Annotated in this window: 17 protein-coding genes, 1 pseudogene and 1 riboswitch; of the genes and pseudogenes, 11 read left to right on the top strand and 7 right to left on the bottom strand. The window is 75.7% G+C overall.

Going from position 1 to position 21087, the window contains the following annotated elements; all coding sequences use genetic code 11:
• Positions 1-229 precede the first annotated feature (229 nt).
• Positions 230-1099, top strand: a complete 870-nt coding sequence (locus tag ABZ497_RS20075; protein ID WP_359807005.1) for an AraC family transcriptional regulator — start codon at positions 230-232, stop codon at positions 1097-1099.
• 80 nt (positions 1100-1179) lie between these two features.
• On the top strand, positions 1180-1683 hold the full coding sequence (locus tag ABZ497_RS20070) for a DinB family protein (protein WP_352292511.1): 504 nt from the start codon (positions 1180-1182) through the stop codon (positions 1681-1683).
• Positions 1684-1720: 37 nt separating this feature from the next.
• On the opposite strand, the gene ABZ497_RS20065 is transcribed toward ABZ497_RS20070, so the two are convergent.
• Positions 1721-2953, bottom strand: a complete 1233-nt coding sequence (locus ABZ497_RS20065; protein ID WP_359806990.1) for an amidohydrolase — start codon at positions 2951-2953, stop codon at positions 1721-1723.
• A gap of 251 nt (positions 2954-3204) precedes the next feature.
• On the opposite strand from ABZ497_RS20065, the gene ABZ497_RS20060 reads away from it, so the two are divergent.
• On the top strand, positions 3205-4128 hold the full coding sequence (locus tag ABZ497_RS20060; RefSeq protein ID WP_359806987.1) for an NADP-dependent oxidoreductase: 924 nt from the start codon (positions 3205-3207) through the stop codon (positions 4126-4128).
• Positions 4125-4892, top strand: coding sequence for a VOC family protein (locus tag ABZ497_RS20055; protein WP_359806985.1), 768 nt, complete (start codon positions 4125-4127; stop codon positions 4890-4892). The genes ABZ497_RS20060 and ABZ497_RS20055 overlap by 4 nt, the downstream gene beginning before the upstream one ends.
• A gap of 209 nt (positions 4893-5101) precedes the next feature.
• Here ABZ497_RS20055 and lnt read toward each other — a convergent pair whose 3' ends face one another.
• Together lnt and cobN are read right to left on the bottom strand one after the other, a co-directional pair.
• Positions 5102-6664 (bottom strand): apolipoprotein N-acyltransferase, encoded by a 1563-nt coding sequence (gene lnt / locus ABZ497_RS20050; RefSeq protein WP_359806982.1) that lies wholly within the window; start codon positions 6662-6664, stop codon positions 5102-5104.
• A 136-nt stretch (positions 6665-6800) separates the two neighbouring features.
• The gene (cobN, locus tag ABZ497_RS20045) at positions 6801-10415 is read right to left on the bottom strand and encodes a cobaltochelatase subunit CobN (RefSeq protein ID WP_359806980.1); all 3615 of its coding nucleotides are present in this window, start codon (positions 10413-10415) and stop codon (positions 6801-6803) included.
• 161 nt (positions 10416-10576) lie between these two features.
• A riboswitch (cobalamin riboswitch) is annotated at positions 10577-10647 on the bottom strand.
• Between the two features lie 144 nt (positions 10648-10791).
• On the opposite strand from cobN, the gene ABZ497_RS20040 reads away from it, so the two are divergent.
• The 5 genes from ABZ497_RS20040 (at position 10792) to ABZ497_RS20020 (ending at position 17030) form a co-directional block, all read left to right on the top strand.
• Complete coding sequence (locus ABZ497_RS20040; RefSeq protein WP_359806977.1) at positions 10792-12003, top strand: hypothetical protein; 1212 nt, start codon at positions 10792-10794, stop codon at positions 12001-12003.
• Positions 12000-12626 (top strand): precorrin-8X methylmutase, encoded by a 627-nt coding sequence (locus tag ABZ497_RS20035; protein WP_359806975.1) that lies wholly within the window; start codon positions 12000-12002, stop codon positions 12624-12626. Before ABZ497_RS20040 ends, ABZ497_RS20035 begins: the two co-directional genes overlap by 4 nt.
• Positions 12623-14137, top strand: a complete 1515-nt coding sequence (locus tag ABZ497_RS20030) for a precorrin-2 C(20)-methyltransferase (protein ID WP_352292495.1) — start codon at positions 12623-12625, stop codon at positions 14135-14137. The genes ABZ497_RS20035 and ABZ497_RS20030 overlap by 4 nt, the downstream gene beginning before the upstream one ends.
• Before the next feature lie 102 nt (positions 14138-14239).
• Positions 14240-15358 carry a cobalt-precorrin-5B (C(1))-methyltransferase gene (locus tag ABZ497_RS20025; protein WP_359806972.1) on the top strand — a complete coding sequence of 373 codons (1119 nt, stop codon included), beginning with the start codon at positions 14240-14242 and terminating at the stop codon, positions 15356-15358.
• Positions 15359-15500: 142 nt separating this feature from the next.
• Complete coding sequence (locus tag ABZ497_RS20020) at positions 15501-17030, top strand: UDP-N-acetylglucosamine 1-carboxyvinyltransferase (RefSeq protein ID WP_329490699.1); 1530 nt, start codon at positions 15501-15503, stop codon at positions 17028-17030.
• Between the two features lie 124 nt (positions 17031-17154).
• On the opposite strand, the gene ABZ497_RS20015 is transcribed toward ABZ497_RS20020, so the two are convergent.
• Genes ABZ497_RS20015 through cbiE form a run of 4 tightly spaced genes read right to left on the bottom strand, consistent with a single transcriptional unit; the run spans position 17155 to position 20462 of the window.
• Positions 17155-17658: a DinB family protein gene (locus tag ABZ497_RS20015; RefSeq protein ID WP_359806969.1), complete on the bottom strand. Its 504-nt coding sequence runs from the start codon at positions 17656-17658 to the stop codon at positions 17155-17157.
• A 40-nt stretch (positions 17659-17698) separates the two neighbouring features.
• Entirely contained in the window at positions 17699-18469 is a 771-nt protein-coding gene (locus ABZ497_RS20010; protein WP_359806967.1) for a cobalt-precorrin-6A reductase, read from the bottom strand.
• Entirely contained in the window at positions 18466-19227 is a 762-nt protein-coding gene (cobM, locus tag ABZ497_RS20005; protein ID WP_359806964.1) for a precorrin-4 C(11)-methyltransferase, read from the bottom strand. The genes ABZ497_RS20010 and cobM overlap by 4 nt, the downstream gene beginning before the upstream one ends.
• Positions 19224-20462: a precorrin-6y C5,15-methyltransferase (decarboxylating) subunit CbiE gene (cbiE, locus tag ABZ497_RS20000; protein WP_352292485.1), complete on the bottom strand. Its 1239-nt coding sequence runs from the start codon at positions 20460-20462 to the stop codon at positions 19224-19226. The genes cobM and cbiE overlap by 4 nt, the downstream gene beginning before the upstream one ends.
• Between cbiE and ABZ497_RS19995 the strand changes: the two genes are divergently transcribed.
• Both ABZ497_RS19995 and ABZ497_RS19990 read left to right on the top strand, forming a co-directional pair.
• Positions 20447-20977, top strand: a complete 531-nt coding sequence (locus ABZ497_RS19995) for a catalase (RefSeq protein WP_359806961.1) — start codon at positions 20447-20449, stop codon at positions 20975-20977. The two genes, cbiE and ABZ497_RS19995, sit on opposite strands and share 16 nt — an antisense overlap.
• Positions 20914-21069: pseudogene (locus tag ABZ497_RS19990) on the top strand (catalase-related domain-containing protein); the annotation flags it as partial. The gene ABZ497_RS19995 and the pseudogene ABZ497_RS19990, both read left to right, overlap by 64 nt.
• Positions 21070-21087 lie beyond the last annotated feature (18 nt).

Genomic DNA, 21087 nt, shown 5'->3' with positions numbered 1-21087 from the left:
GGATGCCGAGATCACGCGGTTCTGCCAACCCTTCATGACCGAGCTCCACCGCCACCTGGGCGAGTACACCGACGTCCCGGCCGGGGGCAAGGAGGTCCAGCGCGGGCGGGTCTCCGACTACGCGGCCCGTTCCACTCCCGGACCCGATCGGAGCGGGCACAGGATGTCGGGTGCGGCAGGGTGGGTCCTTCCTACGGTGGTGGCAGTAAGAGGGAAGGACGGGGTCGGGGTGCTGGAGCAGGTCAACCGGGCCATGGAGTACGTCGAGGAGCATCTGGACGGGGTGATCGACGTGGGTGAGCTGGCGCGGATCGCGCGGACGTCGGAGTACCACTTCCGGCGGATGTTCTCCGCGCTGGCCGGGATGCCGTTGTCGGAGTACGTGCGGCGCCGGCGGCTGACCGTGGCCGGGGCCGAGGTGCTGGCCGGTGAGCGGACGCTGCTCGACGTGGCGGTCCGGTACGGCTACACCTCGGGGGAGGCGTTCGCCCGGGCGTTCCGGGCGATGCACGGCGTCGGACCGGGTGAGGCCCGGCGCGGCGGCGTGGTGCTGCGGTCCCAGCCCCGGATGTCCTTCCGACTCGTCGTCGAAGGGAGCAGCAGTATGGAATACCGCATCGTGGAGAAGCCCGGGTTCCGGGTGGTCGGTCGGCGGGCCCGGGTCCCGCTCGTCCACGAGGGGGTGAATCCGGCCATCGCGGCGTTCATCCGGGGGATCGCACCGGAGGTCGTCGACCGGATCGCCGCCCTCTCGGACCAGGACCCGGACGGCGTCGTCTCGGTCACCGAGTTCTTCTCGGACAGCCGGGAGGAGGGCGTCGAACTCGACTACTACCACGCGGTGGTGGCGGGTGCGGACGTCGTCGTGCCGGAGGATCTGGACGTGCGGGAGGTGCCGGCCGGGACCTGGGCCGTCTTCTCCGTCACCGGGGCGTTCCCGCAGGCGCTCCAGGAGATGTGGCGGGACGTCTACACCCAGTGGTTCCCGTCCAACCCCTACGAGGCCCGGCCGGGGCCGGAGATCCTGCGCACCCGCTTCCTGGCCGACGGCGTCGCCGAGGCGCAGCTGTGGACCGGCGTGGAGCGGGTCGCCCGGTGAACCCTGCCGCATGGTGAACTGGGCGGGGCCGATGGGACGTTGACGGTCCCATCGGCCCGGCCGCCTGTTAGGGTCCGCGCATGACGAAGCGTGTGCCCTTCCAGGGGGCCGAGAAGGAGAGTCTGTTCGTTGCGCTCGACCGGCACCGCGACGCGGTGCTGTGGAAGCTGGAGGGGCTGGACGACGAGCAGCTGCGCCGGCCGATGACGGCGTCCGGGACGACGCTGCTGGGGCTGGTCAAGCACCTCGGCGGGGTCGAACTCGGCTGGTTCTGCCGGACGTTCGGCCGGGACACCGGCCCGCTGCCGTTCGACCTCGCCGAGGACGAGCAGTCCGACCTGCGGGTGCGCCCGGACGAGTCCACCGCCGATCTGCTGACCTTCTACGCCCGCGCCCGGGCCAGTGCCGACCAGGTCATCGAGGAGTTCGAGCTCGACGACCTGGGCCGGGCCTGGTTCGGCGACCAGGTGTCGCTGCGCTGGGTGCTGATCCACATGGCGACCGAGACCGCCCGGCACGCGGGCCACATGGACATCCTGCGCGAGCTGATCGACGGGCGGACGGGGGACCACAACCGGGGCTGACGGCCCGGGAGCGGGAGCCGGGGGCGTCGGCTCCGGGTCAGCCCAGGAAGCGGCCGTCCCGGGCCACCACCCGCCCGGCCCGGACGACCAGTTCGCGCTCGGGCAGGTCGACCACCACCTGGGGCAGGCACTCGCCCGTCACCAGCATGAAGTCGGCCGGCGAACCCGGGGCGAGGTCGGCGGCGGGCAGGCCCAGCAGGTCGGCGCCGCCGCCGGCCGCGAGGGCGAAGCACTCGGTGAGCTCCGCGTCGGTCCGCGCGTCTGTGGTCCAGCCGAGCAGGTGGGCCCGGTGCAGCATGTCGGCGTTGCCGAACGGGCTCCAGGAGTCCCGCACGCCGTCCGAGCCGAGCCCGACCCGCACGCCGTGCGCCGCCAACTCCCGGAAGGGCAGCACCTGGTGGGCGGACGGTGCGACGGTGGTGAGCCCGATGCCGGCCCCGGCCAGCAGCTCGGCCAGGGCGTCGAGCGGGCCGCCGGACAGCTCCGGCACGCAGAAGGCGTGGCTGACCACCACCCTGCCCTGCAGCCCGGCGGCCTTCGTCCGGGCGGCGATGTCGTGCAGCGGGGCGAGGCCGCGCTCGCCGGTGTCGTGCAGGTGGATGTCGAGGGGGAGGCCGTACCGCTCGGCGAGGCCGAAGACCTGGTCGAGCTGCGACGGCCCCTCGCCCGCGAAGCCCTCGCCCCCGGCTCCGTCGAACCCGGCCGGGTCGATGCCGCCGACCGCGTCGATCAGCCCGCTCGCCGCCGCCTCCGCGAGCAGCGCCCCGGCGCCCGGCGTCCGGCGCACCCCGTGCTGCGGGAAGGCCACCACCTGGACGTCCAGCGCCGCGCCCAGTCGCTCCCGGGCGGCCACCAGCCCCTCCACGCCCGCCAGGCCGTACGCGGGTGCCACGTCCACATGGGCCCGCACCGCCCGGGTGCCCCGGGTCACCGCGTGCGCGAGGAGCCGCTCGGCCCGCTCGGCGAGCGGGGTGCGCTGGTGCTCGTACAGCTCGACGTCGCCCCGGACGTACTCCGGCAGGCCGCGCGCCGGGCGCCGGCTGTACCAGGGTTCGCCCCAGGCGGTCTTGTCGGGGTGGATGTGCGCGTCCACCAGGGTCGGCAGCGCGATCCGTCCGCGGCCCTCCACGACCTCGACCCGCGCGCCCTCGGGGACCCGGTCGACCAGCAGTCCGCCGGCGGCGATCAGCTCGACGGGCGCGGCCGAGCCGTGCGGCCGGACGTCGCGGAAGACGGTGGCGGTGGTGTCGGCGCTGGTGGGGGTGGTCATGGGCCCTCCCGGTTCGGCGGGGTCGGTCGGCGACCCCAACCAACCCGACGGCGGCGCGACGCGTCAACTCCCGCTCGGCATGGTGACGGTGGTGCGCCGCCCGGCGGCCGGTCCCGGCACCGCTCGATCGGCGCGCACACGGGCTCCCGCCGGCGCCCCGCACGCCCGTTCGGCGCAGCAGCGGCGGACCGGGGCCGGGGCGGGCCGCATGCTGGGGCGGGGGAGGGGGTCAGCGGAGGAGTGGATCGAGGATGGTCAAGGCGTTCGGGTTCGTCGACTACGGCGGGCCGGAGACTCAGGAGTTCCTGGACCGGCCGGTGCTGGAGCCCGGCCCGGGCCAGCTGGCGGTCAGCGTCCGGGCGGCCGGGGTGAACCCGGTGGACTGGAAGATCCGCCGGGGACTCCTCGGGCGGGACCGCGAGCTGCCCGCCGTGCTGGGCCAGGAGGCGGCGGGCGTGGTCGAGCGGATCGGCCCGGACGTCACGGGGTTCACCCCCGGGGACGAGGTGTTCGGGATCGCGGCGGCGGGCGCCTTCGCGGAGCAGACCCTGCTGCTCGCGGCGATGAGTGCGGTCAAGCCCGCCGCGCTCGGGTTCGCCGAGGCGGCGACCCTCCCGGTGGCGGCCGCGACGGCCGACGACGGGCTCCGGGACGTCGGCGTGGGAGCCGGGCAGACGCTGCTGATCCTCGGCGTCGCGGGCGGCGTGGGCAGCGTGGCCGCGCAGATCGCCCGCAGCCGGGGCATCCGGGTCGTCGGCACGGCGAGCGACGCCAACCGCGGCTACGTGGAGTCGCTGGGCGCGGTGCAGGTGCGGTACGGCGACGGCGTGGCGGAGCGGATCGCGGCGGCCGCCCCGGACGGTGTGGACGGCATCCTCGACCTGGTCGGCGGGGCCGACCTGCGAGCCGCGGCCGAGACGCTGGCCGACCGCTCGAAGCTGGTCTCCACCGTCGATCCGGGCACCGTCGCGGAGCTCGGGGGGCGTTTCGTCACCCGCGCCACCACCGCGGCGAGCCTCGCCGCCCTCGCCGCGCTGGCGGCGACCGGCGAGCTCGACGTGCACCTCACCGGCCGGCAGCCGATGGCCCACGCGGCCGAGGCACTGGCGCTGGTGGAGTCCGGGCACGCGCGCGGCAAACTGATCCTCGACATCGGCTGGGAGCAGGCGGGATGAAGCAGCGTACGGTGACGGTCGGCGGGCCCTGCTGGGTGGAGCACGGCAGCTCCGACCCGGAGGGCGCCCAGCGGTTCTACGGCGAGCTGTTCGGCTGGCGGGCCGCCGACCTCGACGCACCGCCGGAGGCCGGCGACTACACCTTCATGAAGCTGGACGGCAGGATCGCCGCCGCCGTCGCCCCGCTCTACGGGGAGGGGCAGCCGACGGCCTGGACGGTCTCCTTCGCGGTCGACGACGCGGACGCGTCCGCCGCCCGGATCACCGGGGCCGGCGGGAGCGTCGTCATCGGACCGACGGAGGCGCTCGGTCTCGGCCGGTTCGTGATCGCCGCCGACCCGTCCGGCGCGGTGTTCGGGCTCTGGCAGGGCCACGCGCTGGCGGGCCTGGAGGTGCTCGACGACCCGGGCGCGCTCGGCTGGGTGGAACTGCTCACCCGGGACCCGGACGGCGCCCGGTCGTTCTACCCGGCGGTGTTCGGCTGGACGGTCCGCCCGTCCGAGGTCTACCCCCAGTGGGGCCTGGCCGGCGCCGACTTCGGCGGCATGCTGACGATGGACGACCGGTTTCCGCCGCAGGTGCCGCCGCACTGGCTGCCCTACTTCGCGGTCGCGGACGTGGACGTCACCGCCTTCCGGGCCGGGAACCTGGGCGCCGACGTCCTGCTGCCGCCCACCTCGATGCCGGACGGGCCCCGGGTCGCCGTGCTGCGCGACCCGCAGGGCGCGGCCTTCGCGGTGCACCTGGCGGGCGCGGAGGGCTGAACCCGCCCACCCGGTCGGCCTTCCGCGCCGGCCGGGCGTGGAACGAGGCCCGCCCCGCTACCGCCCCGCGCCGCTACCGCCCCGCGCCGCCCCCGCTACCGCCCCGCGCCGCCCAGCGTCAACGCCGCCCCCGCTACCGCCCCGCGCCGCCCAGCGTCAACGCCGCCCCCGCTACCGCCCCGCGCCGCCCAGCGTCAGCGCCGCCCCCGCTACCGCCCCGCCCGGCGCACCCGGCCGCGCCCGGCGGCCAGCACCGCCCCGGCCGTCACCAGCAGGGCGGCGGCCGGCACCACGTCACCGATCCGGTCGTACCAGGTCAGCGTCGACGGCGCGGTGAGCGGCAGCCGCACCGTCAGCGCGCCGGTGCGGTCCGTCCCGAACCGGGCCAGCTCGCGGCCCTGCGCGTCGAAGGCGGCCGAGACCCCGGTGAGCGAGGCCTGGACGGCCGGCCGGCCGGTCTCGGCGGCGCGGATGGCGGCCAGCGAGACGTGCTGCTCGGGCGCCCAGGTGTCCTGGAAGGTCGAGGTCGAGGACTGGTAGACCAGCACCCGGGCGCCGTCCCGGGCGGCGGTCCGGGACATGTCGGGGAAGGCCGACTCGAAGCAGATCAGCGCCCCGACCGGTAGCGGCGCCCCCGTGCGGTCGGTGGCGGGGAGGACGTGGAACGCGTTCCCCGGGGCCCGGTTCTCGCCCGCCGCCCGGCTGACGCCGGCGATCCAGCCCAGCAGCGGGCGCAGCGGGATGTACTCGCCGAACGGCACCAGCCGGATCTTGCGGTAGCGGTCGACCGTCCCGGCGGGGGAGACCAGCACCGCGTCCTTGGAGATCCGCCCGTCGGCCTTGCGGGCGTCCTCCCCGGCCAGGATCTCGGCGCCGGTGACGGCGGAGAGCCGGCTCAGCCGGGCCGCGGCGGCCGGGTCGCGCTCCAGGTCGGCGGTGGTGCTGCTCTCGCCCCAGACGATCAGGTCGACCGGCCGCCCGCCCAGGGCGGCGGTGGCGGCGGCACTCGCCTCGAACCGGGCCTGCGGGTCCTCGACGATGCCGGGCTGGACCAGGGCCACGGTGACCGCTCCGGCGCCGGCGGGCGCGGCGCGCAGCGCGAACAGCAGCGGTCCGGCCGCCAGCACCAGCACGGTGGCCAGCGCCGCCAGGGCGCGCGGCCGCCACCCGGTGGCGGTCAGCACGATCAGCACACCGGTGTTCACGGCCACCACGGCCGCGCTGACCAGCCAGATCCCGCCGGCCGAGGCCAGCGCCAGGACGGCCGGGTGCCGCCACTGGGTGGCGCCGAGCAGCGCCCACGGGCCGCCGAGGGCGTGCCACGAGCGGGCGTACTCGGTGGTCAGCCAGACCGCGGGGACGACGGCCAGGGCGAGCAGCGCGCGCCGGGCGGTCAGCGGCGGGTGCAGCAGCCGGTGGACGGCGAGGCCGACCCCGGCCTGGAGCACGCCGAAGACCACCGCGAGCAGCGGCAGCGCCGGGCCGATGGAGGGGATCAGCCAGTACATCCCGGTGAGGATGAACCCCGCGCCGAACCACCAGCCCCGGACGGCGGCCTCCCGGGCGCTCGGCGCCCGCTGCATCAGCAGGAGGCCGGGCACCAGGGCGACCCAGGCGAGCGCGGCCAGCCCGGGGGCCGGGAAGGCGAACACCGGCAGCGCCCCGGCGGCCAGGGCGGCCCCCCGCACGCGGTAGCGGTGGGCCCGGACGGCACGGTCCGGAGGGGTGGGCGCCCGGAGGGCGGGCCGGGGCAGCGTGAGGCGGCGGGACATGCCCCGTATTGTCCGCTTCAGCGGCGATCACTGCCAGGGTCCTGTCACCCGAATGGGTGAAGGACCCTGGCAGGACAGGCCCCGGGAGAAACCGGCCCGGGACTTCCGAGCGCCCGTCAGGTCTCGTCGGCGCCCGTCAGCCCTCGTCGCCCTCCAGGTCGCCCTCGGTCTCCAGGAAGGCGGCCTGGAGCTGCTCGATCAGCTCCGGGTCGGGCTGCTCCCAGAGACCGCGCTCGGCCGCCTCCAGCAGGCGCTCGCTGATGCCGTGCAGCGCCCAGGGGTTGGCGTCGGCCAGGAACTCGCGGTTCACCGGGTCGAGGACGTACTCCTGGGTCAGCTTCTCGTACATCCAGTCGGCGACCACGCCGGTGGTGGCGTCGTAGCCGAAGAGGTAGTCGACGGTGGCCGCCATCTCGAAGGCGCCCTTGTAGCCGTGGCGGCGCATCGCCTCCATCCACCGCGGGTTGACGACCCGGGCGCGGAACACCCGGGCCGCCTCCTCGGTCAGGGTGCGGGTGCGGACGGTCTCCGGGCGGGTCGAGTCGCCGATGTAGGCGGTCGGGGCCTTGCCGGTGAGCGCCCGCACGGTGGCCACCATGCCGCCGTGGTACTGGAAGTAGTCGTCCGAGTCGGCGATGTCGTGCTCGCGGGTGTCGGTGTTCTTCGCGGCGACGGTGATCCGCCTGTACGCCGTCTCCATCTCCTCGCGGGCCGGCCGCCCGTCCAGGCCGCGACCGTACGCGTAGCCGCCCCAGACCGTGTACACCTCGGCGAGGTCGGCGTCGGTGCGCCAGTCGCGGCTGTCGATCAGCTGGAGCAGACCTGCGCCGTAGGTGCCTGGGCGGGAGCCGAAGACGCGGACGGTGGCCTTGCGCTCGTCGCCGTGCACGGCGAGGTCGGCCTGGACGTGGGCGCGGACGTAATTGTCCGCGGCGTCCTCCTCCTGGGCGGCGGCCAGGCGCACCGCGTCGTCCAGCAGGGCGACCACGTGCGGGAAGGCGTCCCGGAAGAAGCCGGAGATGCGCAGGGTGACGTCGATCCGCGGGCGGCCCAGCTCCTCCAGGGAGATCGCCTCCAGGCCGGTGACCCGGCGCGAGGCGTCGTCCCAGACCGGGCGCACGCCCAGCAGCGCGAAGGCCTCGGCGATGTCGTCGCCGGCGGTGCGCATCGCGCTGGTGCCCCAGAGCGAGAGCCCGACCGAGGGCGGGCAGGCGCCGTCGTTGTCGGCGCGGTAGCGCTCGACGAGGGAGGCCGCCAGCGCCTGGCCGGTCTCCCAGGCGAGCTTGCTGGGCACGGCCTTCGGGTCGACCGAGTAGAAGTTGCGGCCGGTCGGCAGCACGTTGACCAGGCCGCGCAGCGGCGAGCCCGAGGGCCCGGCCGGGACGAAGCCGCCACCGAGCGCGTGCAGCACGGCGTCGAGCTCGTCGGTGGTGGCCGCCAGGCGCGGCACCACCTGGGTGGCGGCGAAGGCGAGCACGTCGGCGACGGCGGCCGGCAGTCCGGCGGCGACCTTCTCGACGGCCTCCGGCGCCCAGTCCTCGGCCTCCATCGCCTCGACCAGCGCGCGCGCCTGGGCCTCGGCCGCGTCGGTGGCGCCCAGCGTCAGCGCGGCCTCGTCCAGGCCGAGCGCCTCGCGCAGGCCGGGGAGGGTGCTGACGCCGCCCCAGATCTGCCGGGCGCGCAGGATGGCGAGCACGATGTTGACCCGGTCGGTGCCGGCCGGCGCCTGGCCGAGGACGTGCAGGCCGTCCCGGATCTGGGCGTCCTTGATCTCGCAGAGCCAGCCGTCGACGTGCAGCAGGAAGTCGTCGAAGCCGTCGTCCTCGGGGCGCTCGTCCAGGCCGAGGTCGTGGTCGAGCTTGGCGGCCTGGATCAGCGTCCAGATCTGGGCCCGGATCGCGGGCAGCTTGGCCGGGTCCATCGCGGCGATGTTGGAGTGCTCGTCGAGCAGCTGCTCCAGCCGCGCGATGTCGCCGTAGGAGTCGGCGCGGGCCATCGGCGGGACGAGGTGGTCGACCAGGGTGGCGTGGGCGCGGCGCTTGGCCTGGGTGCCCTCGCCCGGGTCGTTGACCAGGAACGGGTAGATCAGCGGGAGGTCGCCGAGGACGGCGTCCGGTCCGCACGCGGCGGAGAGCGCGGCGGTCTTGCCGGGCAGCCACTCCAGGTTGCCGTGCTTGCCGAGGTGGATCACGGCGTCGGCGCCGAACCCGCCGTCCTGCCGCGCGGCCGCGATCCAGCGGTAGGCGGCCAGGTAGTGGTGCGAGGGCGGGAGGTCGGGGTCGTGGTAGATCGCGACCGGGTTCTCGCCGAAGCCGCGCGGCGGCTGGATCAGCACCAGCAGGTTGCCGGAGCGGACCGCGGCCAGCACGATGTCGCCGTCCGGGTTCTGCGAGCGGTCGACGTAGAGCTCGCCGGGGGCCGGGCCCCAGTGCTCCTCGACGCGGGTGCGCAGGGCTTCGGGGAGGGTCGCGTACCAGCGGCGGTAGTCGGCGGCCGGGATGCGGACCGGGTTGCGGGCCAGCTGGTCCTCGGTGAGCCAGTCCTGGTCGTAGCCGCCGGCCGCGATCAGCGCGTGGATCAGCGCGTCGCCCTCGTGCATGTTCTCGGGGACGGTGTCCAGCCCCGGCAGGTCCGAGCCGAGGTCCATGCCCTCCGCGCGCAGCCGCGCCAGCAGGCGCATCGCGCTGGCCGGGGTGTCCAGGCCGACGGCGTTGCCGACCCGGGCGTGCTTGGTCGGGTACGCGGACAGCACCAGCGCCAGCCGCCGCTCGGCGGCCGGGATGTGCCGCAGCCGGGCGTGCCGGACGGCGGTGCCGGCGACCCGGGCGGCGCGCTCGGGGTCGGCCGCGTAGACGGTGAGGCCGTCCTCGTCCAGCTCCTTGAAGGAGAACGGGACGCTGATCAGCCGGCCGTCGAACTCCGGGACGGCGATCTGGGTGGCGGTGTCCAGCGGGGAGAGGCCGTCGTCACTGGCCTCCCACTGCGCGCGCGACCAGGTGAGGCAGAGCGCCTGGAGGATCGGGCGGTCCAGCGCGGCCAGCGCGCCGGCGTCCCAGGCCTCCTCGTCGCCGCCGGCCTGCGCGTCGGCCGGGCGGGTGCCGCCGGCGGCCAGCACGGTGGTGACCAGCGCGTCGGCCTCGCCCAGCGCGGCCAGCAGCTCCGGCTCGGCGCCGCGCAGCGAGGCGCAGTAGTACGCCCTGGCGCGCGCGCCCTGGTCCTCGATCGCCCGGCAGAGGGTGTCGACGAAAGCGGTGTTCCCGCTCATGTGGTGGGCGCGGTAGTAGAGCACCGCGACGATCGGGCCCTCGGTCGTCCGGGCCTCGCGCTCCAGCGGTCCCCAGGCGGGGGCGGAGGCGGGCGGGGCGAAGCCGTGGCCGGTGAGCAGCACCGTGTCGGAGAGGAAGGCGCCCAGCTCGGCCAGGTTGGCGGCGCCGCCGTGGGCGAGGTAGGCGTGCGCCTCGGCCGCGATGCCGGCCGGGACGGTCGACAGCTCCATCAGCTGGGCGTCCGGCGCCTGCTCGCCGGTGAGCACGATCACCGGGCGGGGGCCGGCCAGCAGCGCGTCCAGGCCCTCCTGCCAGGCGCGGCGGCCGCCGAGCAGGCGCACCACGACCAGTTCGACGCCCTCCAGCAGGGCGGGCAGCTCCTCGGGCGAGAGCCGGGCCGGGTTGCCGAGGCGGTACGGGACGGGGCCCTCGGCGGCCCGGGCACTGAGCAGGTCGGTGTCTGACGTCGACAGCAGCAGGATCATGCGAAGGCCCTCCCGGCCTCGATGGCGGGCAAGGGCAAGGTCACGGGCGACGACGGGGTCGCCCGTGGAGGCACGTGCGACGACGGGGTCGCGGGCATGCGGCGGCGCATGGCGTCAAGCCTTCCTCGGGGTCCGCGCCCCGGGCCGGTGGAGGACGGCAGGAGTTCCTGGCTCCCACGGTTGAACCGTGGTCACAGTGGCGGGACCGCACCGGGTTTGCACCGGCTTCCTCCCCTGCGCCGTCGCTGGCGTGCGGACGGCCCCGCGGGGCCGCCCGGCAGCATCGTACGGGGTGCGGCTGACCAGGGGGAGAGCGGCCGAGAGTGTGACCCGCGGGACAGCGGCAAGCGATCGGATCATCTGTATGCTCGCGGCCATGCCACCCACACCCGACGCGACCGCGCCGGCCCCCGCCGTGACCGGCCGGGGCCGCGAGGACGCCTGCCCGGGGGCGCTTCGTCTGCACACCGCTGCCGACGGCGCCCTGGCCCGGGTCCGGCTGCCCGGCGGACTGCTGACGGAGGATCAGGCGCTGGCCCTGGCCGGGGCCGCCGAGTCGCTGGGCGACGGCCACCTGGAGATCACCTCGCGCGGCAACGTCCAGCTGCGGGGCCTGGCTTCGGAGTGCGGCGCCGAACTCGGCGGGCGGCTGCGGGCGGTCGGGCTGCTGCCCTCCGACACCCATGAGCGGGTCCGCAACATCGTCGCCTCGCCGGGCCCGGCCGGCGGCTTCGCCGACGTCCGGGCCTGGGCGCGCGAACTGGACGCGAAGCTGTGCGCGAGCCCCTGGGCGGCCGCCCTCTCCGGCAAGTTCCTGTTCGCCCTGGACGACGGACGCGGCGACGTGGCCACCCTGAACGCCGATGTGACGTTGATCGCAGGCCCGGACGGCGGCGCGCTGCTGCGCCTCGCCCGCGCGGACACCGCCCGGCCCGTCCCCGCCGAGCGGGCCGTCGACACGGCGCTGGCGGTCGCCCGGGACTTCGTGGCCGTGCTGCGCGCCACCGGCCGCGAAGCCTGGCACCTGCGGGACGTACCCGACCTGGTGCCGCCGGGTTCGGTGAAGCTGCCGGCGTTCGCCGGTACGCCGCCGCCGCTCGGCGCGGTGCCCGGCGGCCTCTCGGTCGCCCTGCGGTTCGGCTCCGCCTCCGGCGCGCAGTGGCGGGCGCTGGTCGACGCCGCCGAGGGGGAGCTGCGGCTCACCCCGTGGCGCGGTGCGGTGCTGCCCGGCGCCGCCCCCGGGCGGCTCGCCGACCTGGCGGCGGCCGGCTTCCGGACCGCGCCCGGGGCCGCCTGGGAGCGGGCCACCGCCTGTACCGGGCTGCCCGGTTGCGGGTCGTCCAGGGCCGACGTCCGGGCCGACGCCGCGCGCGCCCTGGAGGCGGCCGGGACGGGGGGCCTGCCCGTGCACTGGTCGGGCTGTGAACGGCGCTGCGGCCACCCGGCCGGGCGGTGGGTGGACGTGCTCGCCACCGGGCAGGGCTACCGGGTGACGGTGAACGGTCCGGCAGCCGCCGGGGCGGCCGTGGACGTGACGAACGAGGAGACGGCCGAGGCGGTCGCCGAGGCCAGGAGGACCACGAAGTGATCGAGTACGAGAAGGACGGCGCGTCCATCTACCGCCAGTCCTTTGCCACCATCCGGGCCGAGGCCGACCTCGCCGCCCTGCCCGCCGACGTGGCCCAGGTCGCGGTGCGGATGATCCATGCCTGCGGCATGACCGACCTGGTCGAGGACCTGGTGTACTCGCCGGGCGCGGTCGCCTCCGCCCGCGCCGCGCTGCGCGCCGGGGCGCCGATCCTCTGCGACGTGAACATGGTCGCCAGCGGTGTCACCCGCAAGCGGCTGCCCGCCGACAACGAGGTCATCTGCACCCTCACCGACCCGTCGGTGCCCGAGCTGGCCCGGCGGATGGGCAACACCCGCAGCGCCGCCGCGATGGAGCTGTGGCTGCCCCGGCTGGAGGGCGCGGTGGTCGCCGTCGGCAACGCGCCGACCTCGCTGTTCCGGCTGCTGGAGCTGATCGAGGCGGGCGCGCCGCGCCCGGCCGCGGTGATCGGCGTCCCGGTGGGCTTCATCGGCGCCGCCGAGTCCAAGGAGGCCCTGGCGGCGCACCCGTCCGGCCTGGAGCACCTGGTGGTGCGCGGCCGGCGGGGCGGCAGTGCCATGGCCGCGGCGGCCATCAACGCGATTGCGAGTGAGGAAGAGTGACGGACGCTCAGCAGACCGGCCGGCTGTACGGGGTCGGGCTCGGCCCGGGGGACCCTTCGCTGGTCACCGTCCGCGCCGCCGAACTCATCGGCAAGGCCGACGTGGTGGCGTACCACAGCGCCCGGCACGGCCGGTCCATCGCCCGGTCCATCGCCGAGCGCTATCTGACGGGCGGTCAGATCGAGGAGAAGCTGGTCTACCCGCTCACCGTCGAGACCACCGACCACCCCGGCGGCTACCGGGGTGCGCTGGACGACTTCTACCAGGAGGCCGCCGACCGGCTGGCCGCCCACCTCGACGCCGGCCGCAGCGTGGTGGTGCTCGCCGAGGGGGACCCGCTCTTCTACGGCTCCTACCAGCACATGCACAAGCGCCTCGCGCACCGCTACCCCACCGAGGTGGTCCCCGGCGTGACCTCGGTCAGCGCCGCCGCCGCCCGGCTCGGGGTGCCGCTCACCGAGGCGGAGGAGACGCTCACCGTCATCCCGGGCACGCTGCCCGAGGAGGAGCTGACCGCGCGGATCGCCTCCGCCGACTCCGCCGTCATCATGAAGCTGGGCCGGACCTTCCCCGCCGTCCGCCGCGCCCTGGAGCGGGCCGGCCGGCTGGCCGACGCCCAGTACGTCGAGCGGGCCTTCATGGCGGGCGAGCGCACCGGCCCGCTGGCCGACGTCGACCCCGAGAGCGTCCCCTACTTCTCGGTCGCCGTGCTGCCCAGCAAGGTCGCGCCGCTGGAGCGGCCGGCCCCGCCGGCCGCGGGCCCCGGCAGCGTGACGGTCATCGGCACCGGCCCGGCCGGCCCGCTCTGGCTCACCCCCGAGGCGCGCGGCGCCCTCGCCGCCGCCACCGACCTGGTCGGCTACACCACCTACCTGGACCGGGTGCCCGAGCGCCCCGGCCAGCAGCGCCACGGCTCCGACAACAAGGTGGAGTCCGAGCGGGCCGAGTTCGCGCTGGACCTCGCCCGGCGCGGGCACCACGTCGCGGTGGTCTCCTCCGGCGACCCGGGCGTCTTCGCGATGGCCACCGCCGTCCTGGAGGTCGCCTGCGAGGAGGCCTACGGCGACGTCCCGGTCCGGATCGTGCCGGGGATGACGGCCGCCCACGCCGCCGCCTCCCGGGCCGGCGCCCCGCTCGGCCACGACTACGCGGTGGTCTCGCTCTCCGACCGCCTCAAGCCCTGGGAGGTGGTCGCCAAGCGGCTGCGCGCGGCGGCCGAGGCCGACCTGGTGCTGGCCCTGTACAACCCCGGTTCGCAGTCCCGCACCACCCAGGTCGGCCTGACCCGGGACCTGCTGCTGGAGTACCGCGACCCCGGGACGCCGGTGGTGATGGCCCGCGACGTCGGCGGCCCGACCGAGCGCGTGCGCACCGTCCGCCTCGGGGACCTCGACCCCGCCGAGGTCGACATGCGCACCATCCTGCTGATCGGCTCCTCCCAGACCCGGGCCGTCCGGCGCGGCAACGGCACCCAGGTGGTCTGGACGCCCCGCCGCTACCCGGAGGTGTGAGCCCCGCCCTCCTCCCCGCCCGCGGCGGGGAGGATGGCGGCCGGGGACGATGGAGGCCGGCGGGCCGGTTCAAAGGTCCGCGCGAGGTGAGGAGCGGGCGGCGTGGCGGAGGTCGGTGGACGGGCCGGGCAGCTGAGGAGCAGCGGGCTGCGGCCCGGGTGGACGACGGGCGCCTGTGCGACGGCGGCGACCAAGGCGGCCTACCAGGCGCTGCTGACCGGGGTCTTCCCGGATCCGGTGGTGATCACCCTGCCGAAGGGGCAGCGACCCGGCTTCGCGCTGGCGGCGGAGGAGCGGGCGGCCGGCCGGGCGATGGCCGCGGTGGTGAAGGACGCCGGGGACGATCCGGACGTGACGCACGGTGCGCTGATCCGCTCGACGGTGTGGGCGGGGGAGCCGGGCAGCGGGGTGGTGTTCCGGGCCGGTCCCGGCGTCGGGACGGTCACCAAGGCCGGACTGCCGCTGGCCGTCGGCGAGCCGGCCGTCAACCCGGTGCCCCGGCAGATGATCCGGGACGCGGTCGCCGAGGTGGCGGCCGAGTTCGGCGGCGGCGGGGACGTCGTGGTGGAGGTCTCGGTGGACCACGGCGAGGAGATCGCCCGCTCCACCTGGAACCCGCGCCTGGGCATCCTCGGCGGGCTCTCGATCCTCGGCACGACCGGGATCGTCGTCCCCTACTCCTGCTCCGCCTGGATCGACTCCATCCGGCGCGGGGTGGACGTGGCCCGGGCCGTCGGGCGCACCCATGTCGCGGGCTGCACCGGTTCGACCTCGGAGAAGGTGGCCGCCACCGTGCACGGCCTGCCCGAGGACGCGCTGCTCGACATGGGCGACTTCGCCGGGGCGGTGCTCAAGTACCTGAAGCGCCACCCGGTGCCGCGGCTGACGGTCGCGGGCGGCTTCGCCAAGCTCTCCAAGCTGGCCGCCGGTCACCTGGACCTGCACTCGGCCCGCTCCCAGGTCGACCAGGGCTACCTGGCGGGCCTGGCCCGCACCGGCGGCGCCGGGCCCGAGCTGGTCGCGGCGGTCGCGGCCGCCAACACGGCCCTGGAGGCGATCCAGCTCTGCCGCGCGGCCGGCGTTCCGCTCGGTGACCTCGTCGCCGAGGCGGCCCGGGCCACCGCGCTCGGGGTGCTGGTCGGCTCGCCGGTCGCGGTGGACGTCATCTGCATCGACCGGGCCGGCACGATCGTGGGCCGGGCGGAACCGCTCGGCCCGTGAGGTCGCGGGGCACCGGATCCGTGACAGGAGTGTGGCGGTGGTGTGCCGATGCCTCGTCAATCCGGAGCAGAAATGGACAAAGGTGACGCATTGCCCGCCCCCGACCCTGTTGCTATCTCAAGCATGAGATATGGTCTGGCGAGTGACAGGCGACTACCTCACCCGTATCGGCACCCTCATCCGCACCGCGCGTCAGCACCGTGGTTGGTCCCAGGCCCAGCTCGGCGAGGCCCTCGGCACCAGCCAGAGCGCGGTCAACCGCATCGAACAGGGCAAGCAGAACGTCAGTCTTGAGATGATCGCCCGCATCGGCGAAGCCCTCGACAGCGAGATCGTCTCCCTCGGCTACGCCGGCCCGATGCACCTTCGGGTCGCCGGCGGCACCCAGCTCTCCGGCGCGATCGACGTCCGCAGCAGCAAGAACGCCTGCGTCGCGATCCTCTGCGCCTCGCTGCTGACCACCGGCCGCACCACGATCCGCCAGGTCGCCCGGATCGAGGAGGTGTACCGGATCCTCGAAGTGCTCACCAGCATCGGCGTCAAGAGCCGCTGGACCAACGAGGGCCGCGACCTCGAACTCACCCCGCCCGCCGAGCTCGACCTCGCGGCGATGGACGTCGAGGCCGCCCGCCGCACCCGCAGCGTGCTGATGTTCCTCGGCCCGCTGATGCACCGCGCCGACCGCTTCGCCATCCCGTACGCGGGCGGCTGCGACCTCGGCACCCGCACCGTCCAGCCGCACCTCACCGCGCTGCGCCGCTTCGGCCTGGAGGTCGCCACCACCTCCGGCGCCTACCACGCCTCCGTCCAGCCCGGCGCGCCGATGGACCGGCCGATCGTGCTGACCGAGCGCGGCGACACCGTCACCGAGAACGCCCTGCTCGCCGCCGCCCGGCACGACGGCGTCAGCGTCATCCGCAACGCCTCCCCCAACTACATGGTCCAGGACCTCTGCTTCTTCCTGGAGCGGCTGGGCGTGAAGATCGAGGGCATCGGCACCACCACCCTCACCGTGCACGGCGTCCCCGAGATCACCCGCGACGTCGACTACACCCCGGCCGAGGACCCGGTGGAGGCGATGAGCCTGCTCGCCGCCGCGGTGGTCACCTCCTCCGAGCTGACGATCCGCCGGGTGCCGATCGAGTTCCTGGAGATCGAGCTCGCGGTGCTGGAGGGGATGGGCCTCGACTACGACCGCACCCCCGAGTACCGGGCCCACAACGGCTACACCCGGCTGGTCGACCTCACCGTGCGCCCCTCCAAGCTGACCGCGCCGGTCGACACCATCCACCCGATGCCGTTCCCCGGCATCAACATCGACAACGTGCCGTTCTTCGCCGCGATCGCCGCGGCCGCCAACGGCACCACGATGATCCACGACTGGGTGTACGACAACCGCGCCATCTACCTGACCGAACTCACCCGGCTCGGCGCGGACATCAAGCTGCTCGACCCGCACCGGGTGCTCGTCCAGGGCCCGACCCGCTGGCGCGCCGCCGAGATGGTCTGCCCGCCGGCGCTGCGCCCGGCCGTGGTCATCCTGCTCGCGATGCTCGCCGCGAAGGGCACCTCGGTGCTGCGCAACGTGTACGTCATCAACCGCGGCTACGAGGACCTCGCCGAGCGCCTCAACTCGATCGGCGCCCAGATCGAGACCTTCCGCGACATCTGACGGGCCGCCCGCCGGCCGGCCTCACCCGTCGAGGCCGGTCAGCAGGCCGGCGACGTCCGGCCCGGCGGTGTGGTGGTCCTTCCGGTGGGTCCGCATCGGTTCTCCGTCGCTGCTCGTGGCCCGGCTACTCGCCGGTCGCGCCGTCCAGGTGCTCACGCAGCAGGTCGGCGTGGCCGTTGTGGCGGGCGTACTCCTCGATCATGTGGGTGAGGATCCAGCGGAGCGAGAAGGCCTCCTCGCCGTGGTGTCCGAGGGAGTCCAACGACTCGGCGGCGGCGACCAGTTCCCGGGCGTGGTCGCACTCGCCGCGCCAGACGGCGAAGGCCTCCGCCGGGTCGGCCGTGTCGACGTCGAACTCGGCGAAGCTGCCGTCGGGGTGCTTCCAGAAGCCGGGCCTGGCCTCGTCGGCGAAGGTGTTGCGGAACCAGCTGCGCTCCACCTCGGCGAGGTGGCGGACCAGGCCGAGCAGCGAGAGCGCGGACGGCCGCAGGACGCGCGCGCGGAGCTGCTCGGTGCTCAGCCCGGCGCACTTCATCGCCAGCGTGTCCCGCTGGAAGTCCAGGAAGCTGACCAGGGTGGCGCGTTCGTCGGCGGTCTGTTCGGTCCGGGTGCGCTCTTCGGCTCTCATCGGCCCATCCTGGCAGGGCCGCCGCCGGCCGTCGCCCGGTTTACCGGGGAGCGAGACCGCGCGCCGCGAGCCAGTCCAGGGCGGCCGGCACCGATGCGGCGACCGGCACCCCGGCCGGCGGCGCCGGCCGCTCCACGACCACCACCGGCAGGCCGAGTTCGCGCGCCGCGGTGAGCTTGGGGGCGGTGGCGGCGCCGCCGCTGTCCTTGGTGACCACGACGTCGATCCGGTGCTCGCGCAGCAGCGCCCGCTCGCCGTCCAGGGTGAACGGGCCGCGGTCGAGCAGCACGTCGAGGGCGGCGGGCACCGGCGGCTCGGGCGGGTCGACCGAGCGGGCCAGGAAGCGCAGGCCGTCGAGGTGGGCGAAGGCGCCGATGCCCTGACGGCCGGTGGTGAGGAAGACCCGCCGGCCCAGCCCGGGCAGCACGGCGGCGGCGGCGTCCAGCGACTCCACCGGATGCCAGCGGTCGCCGTCCACCGGCGACCAGCCGGGCCGGCGCAGCGCCAGCAGCGGGACGCCGGTGGCCGCGGCGGCCAGCGCGGCGTTGCGCGACATGACGGCCGCGAACGGGTGGGTGGCGTCGACCACCGCGTCCACCCGCTCCGCGCGCAGCCAGGCGGCGAGCCCGTCCGGTCCGCCGAAGCCGCCGATCCGGACCTCGCCCGCGGGCAGCCGCGGTGCGGCGACCCGCCCGGCGAGCGAGCTGGTGACCCTCGGCCCGGAGCCCTCCGGCGCCGGGTCGGAGGCCAGGGCGGCGGCGAGGGCCCGCGCCTCGGTCGTGCCGCCGAGGACGAGCAGGTGGGCCCTCACGCGTCGCAGGGCTCGTGCGGGCGCTCGCGGTCCGCCGAGTAGAGGTGACTGTCCCGGAACTGCTCGGCGGTCAGCGTGCGGCCGATCAGGATGACGGCGGTGCGCACCACGCCCGCCGCCTTCACCTGCTCGGCGATGCTGGCGACGGTGCCCCGCAGCACCAGCTCGTCCGGGCGGCTCGCCATCGCCACGACGGCGACCGGGCAGTCGGCGCCGTAGTGCGGCAGCACCTGTTCGACCACGTCGTCGATGTACCCGGCGGCGAGGTGCAGCACCAGCAGCGCGCCGCTGCGGCCGAGCGTGGCGAGGTCCTCGCCCTCGGGCATCGGGGTGGCCCGCTTGGCGATCCGGGTGAGGATGACGGTCTGGCCGACGGTCGGCACCGTCAGTTCGCGCTTGAGCGCGGCCGCCGCGGCGGCGAAGGCGGGCACGCCGGGCACGATCTCGTAGGGCACGCCCGCCGCGTCGAGCCGGCGCATCTGCTCGGCGACGGCGCTGAACACGGACGGGTCGCCGGAGTGCAGCCGGGCCACGTCCTGCCCGGCCTCGTGGGCGGCGACCAGCTCGGCGACGATGCGGTCCAGGTCGAGCTGGGCCGTGTCGACCAGCCGGGCACCGGCCGGGCACTCGTCCAGCAGCTCGCGCGGCACCAGGCTGCCGGCGTACAGGCAGACCTCGGCGCGGGCCAGGATGCGCGCACCGCGCAGGGTGATCAGGTCGGCGGCGCCCGGGCCGGCCCCGATGAAGTAGACGGTCACGAGCTCGCTCCTGGATCGGTCGAAGGTTTGACGGCGGACCACTGGGTGACTGGCATCGCCTGCCGCCAGCCGGTGAAGCCGCCCACGGGCACGGCGTGCGCCACGGCGAGGCGCAGCAGCTCGCCGCCGTGCCGCCGGTACCAGCTGGTCAGCAGGGCCTCGGACTCCAGCGTCACGGTGTTGGCGACCAGCCGGCCGCCCGGCGGCAGCGCCGCCCAGCAGGCGTCCAGTAGACCGGGCGCGGTGAGGCCGCCGCCGATGAACACGGCGTCGGGGGCGGGCAGCCCGGCGAGCGCGTCCGGCGCCGCGCCGGTGACCACCCGCAGCCGGGGCACGCCCAGCGCGGCGGCGTTGCGGCCGATCCGCTCGGCCCGGACGGCGCTCCGCTCGACGGTCACCGCCCGGTTGTCCCGGTGGGCGCGCAGCCACTCGATCGCGATCGAGCCGGAGCCGCCGCCGACGTCCCAGAGCAGCTCGCCGGGGGCGGGCGCGAGGGTGGCCAGGGTGGCGGCGCGCACGTGCCGCTTGGTCAGCTGGCCGTCGCTCTCGTAGGCGTTGTCGGGCAGGCCGGGCACCAGCGAGGTCCGGGGGCCGTCCGCCAGCTCGACGGCGATGACGTTCAGCGGGTCGCCCGCGGGGTGCGGCCAGCCGTCGGCCGGGCCGTCCAGCCGCCGCTCGCCGGGGGAGCCGAGCTGTTCCAGCACGTGCAGCCGGGCGGTGCCGAAGCCGCGTGCGGTGAGCAGCGCGGCGACGGCGGCGGGCGTCCGGGCGTCGGCGCCGAGGACGAGCAACCGGCGGCCGGCGTGCAGGGCGAGCGTCAGGGTGTCCAGGGGGCGGCCGACCAGGCTGACCACCTCGGTGCCCTCCAGCGGCCAGCCGAGCCGGGCGCAGGCGTAGGAGACGGAGGAGGGGTGCGGCAGGACGCGCAGCCGTTCGGCGCCGACGGTCTCGGCGAGGGTGCGGCCGATGCCGAAGAACATCGGGTCGCCGCTGGCGAGCACGGCCACCCGGCGGCCGGCGTGCTCGGCGAGCAGCCCGGGGACGGCCGGGCGCAGCGGGGACGGCCACGGCACCCGTTCGGCGGCCACCTCGGCGGCGGGGAGCAGGGCCAGCTGGCGCGGGCCGCCGATCACCACCTCGGCCGTCCTCAGCGCCGCCCGGGAGGTGGTGGCGAGGCCGGGCCAGCCGTCGGCGCCGATCCCGACGACGGTGATCGGCGGTGGCAGCTCGGGCACCGGGGGCTCCTCGTTCGGCGGGTCGGCGGGTCGGCGGGTCGGCGGGTCGGCGGGTCGGCGGGTCGGCGGGTCTGCGGTCCGTGTTCCACAGCCGGTCGGTCGGCCTGCCGTCGGCGCCGCTCGGCCGACGAAGGCGTGGCCGGGGCAGCCTACCTGGCGGTACACGGCCACCACCCGGTCAGGGTGCACGCCCCGGTGGCCGCGGTCAGTGTCGTCCGGGGGCAGTTCGGCGCGCAACGGAGGGCACCGTGTCCGAGTCGGCGGTTCCGCACACCACCGACACACCGGGACCCGGGTGCCGAGCGACGAGCGCTCGCGCACGGCTGGCCGGACCGGATCCGGACCTCCACCGGCAGGACCTCTGGGAGGCCGTCGAGGGCGGCGACCACCCGTTCTGGACGCCGTACGTCCAGGCCATGCCGTTCGACGGAGCGCCCGGGTACCGGTTCAGGTCCGCGAGGTGCTGGACGACGCGCAGCGGGAGCGGCTGGTGTCCAACATCGTCGGCCACCTGAAGGCCGGCGTCAGCGACCCGGTGCTGGCGCGGGCGGTGCAGTACTGGCGCAATGTCGACAAATCGCTGAGTGACCGGGTCGCCTCCGGGGTGGGCAGCCCTGAGCGGGCC

Source organism: Kitasatospora sp. NPDC005751 (genome assembly GCF_040630835.1).
In the GTDB taxonomy this organism is placed as follows: domain Bacteria; phylum Actinomycetota; class Actinomycetes; order Streptomycetales; family Streptomycetaceae; genus Kitasatospora.
This window is presented reverse-complemented; position numbering and strand designations above follow the sequence as displayed.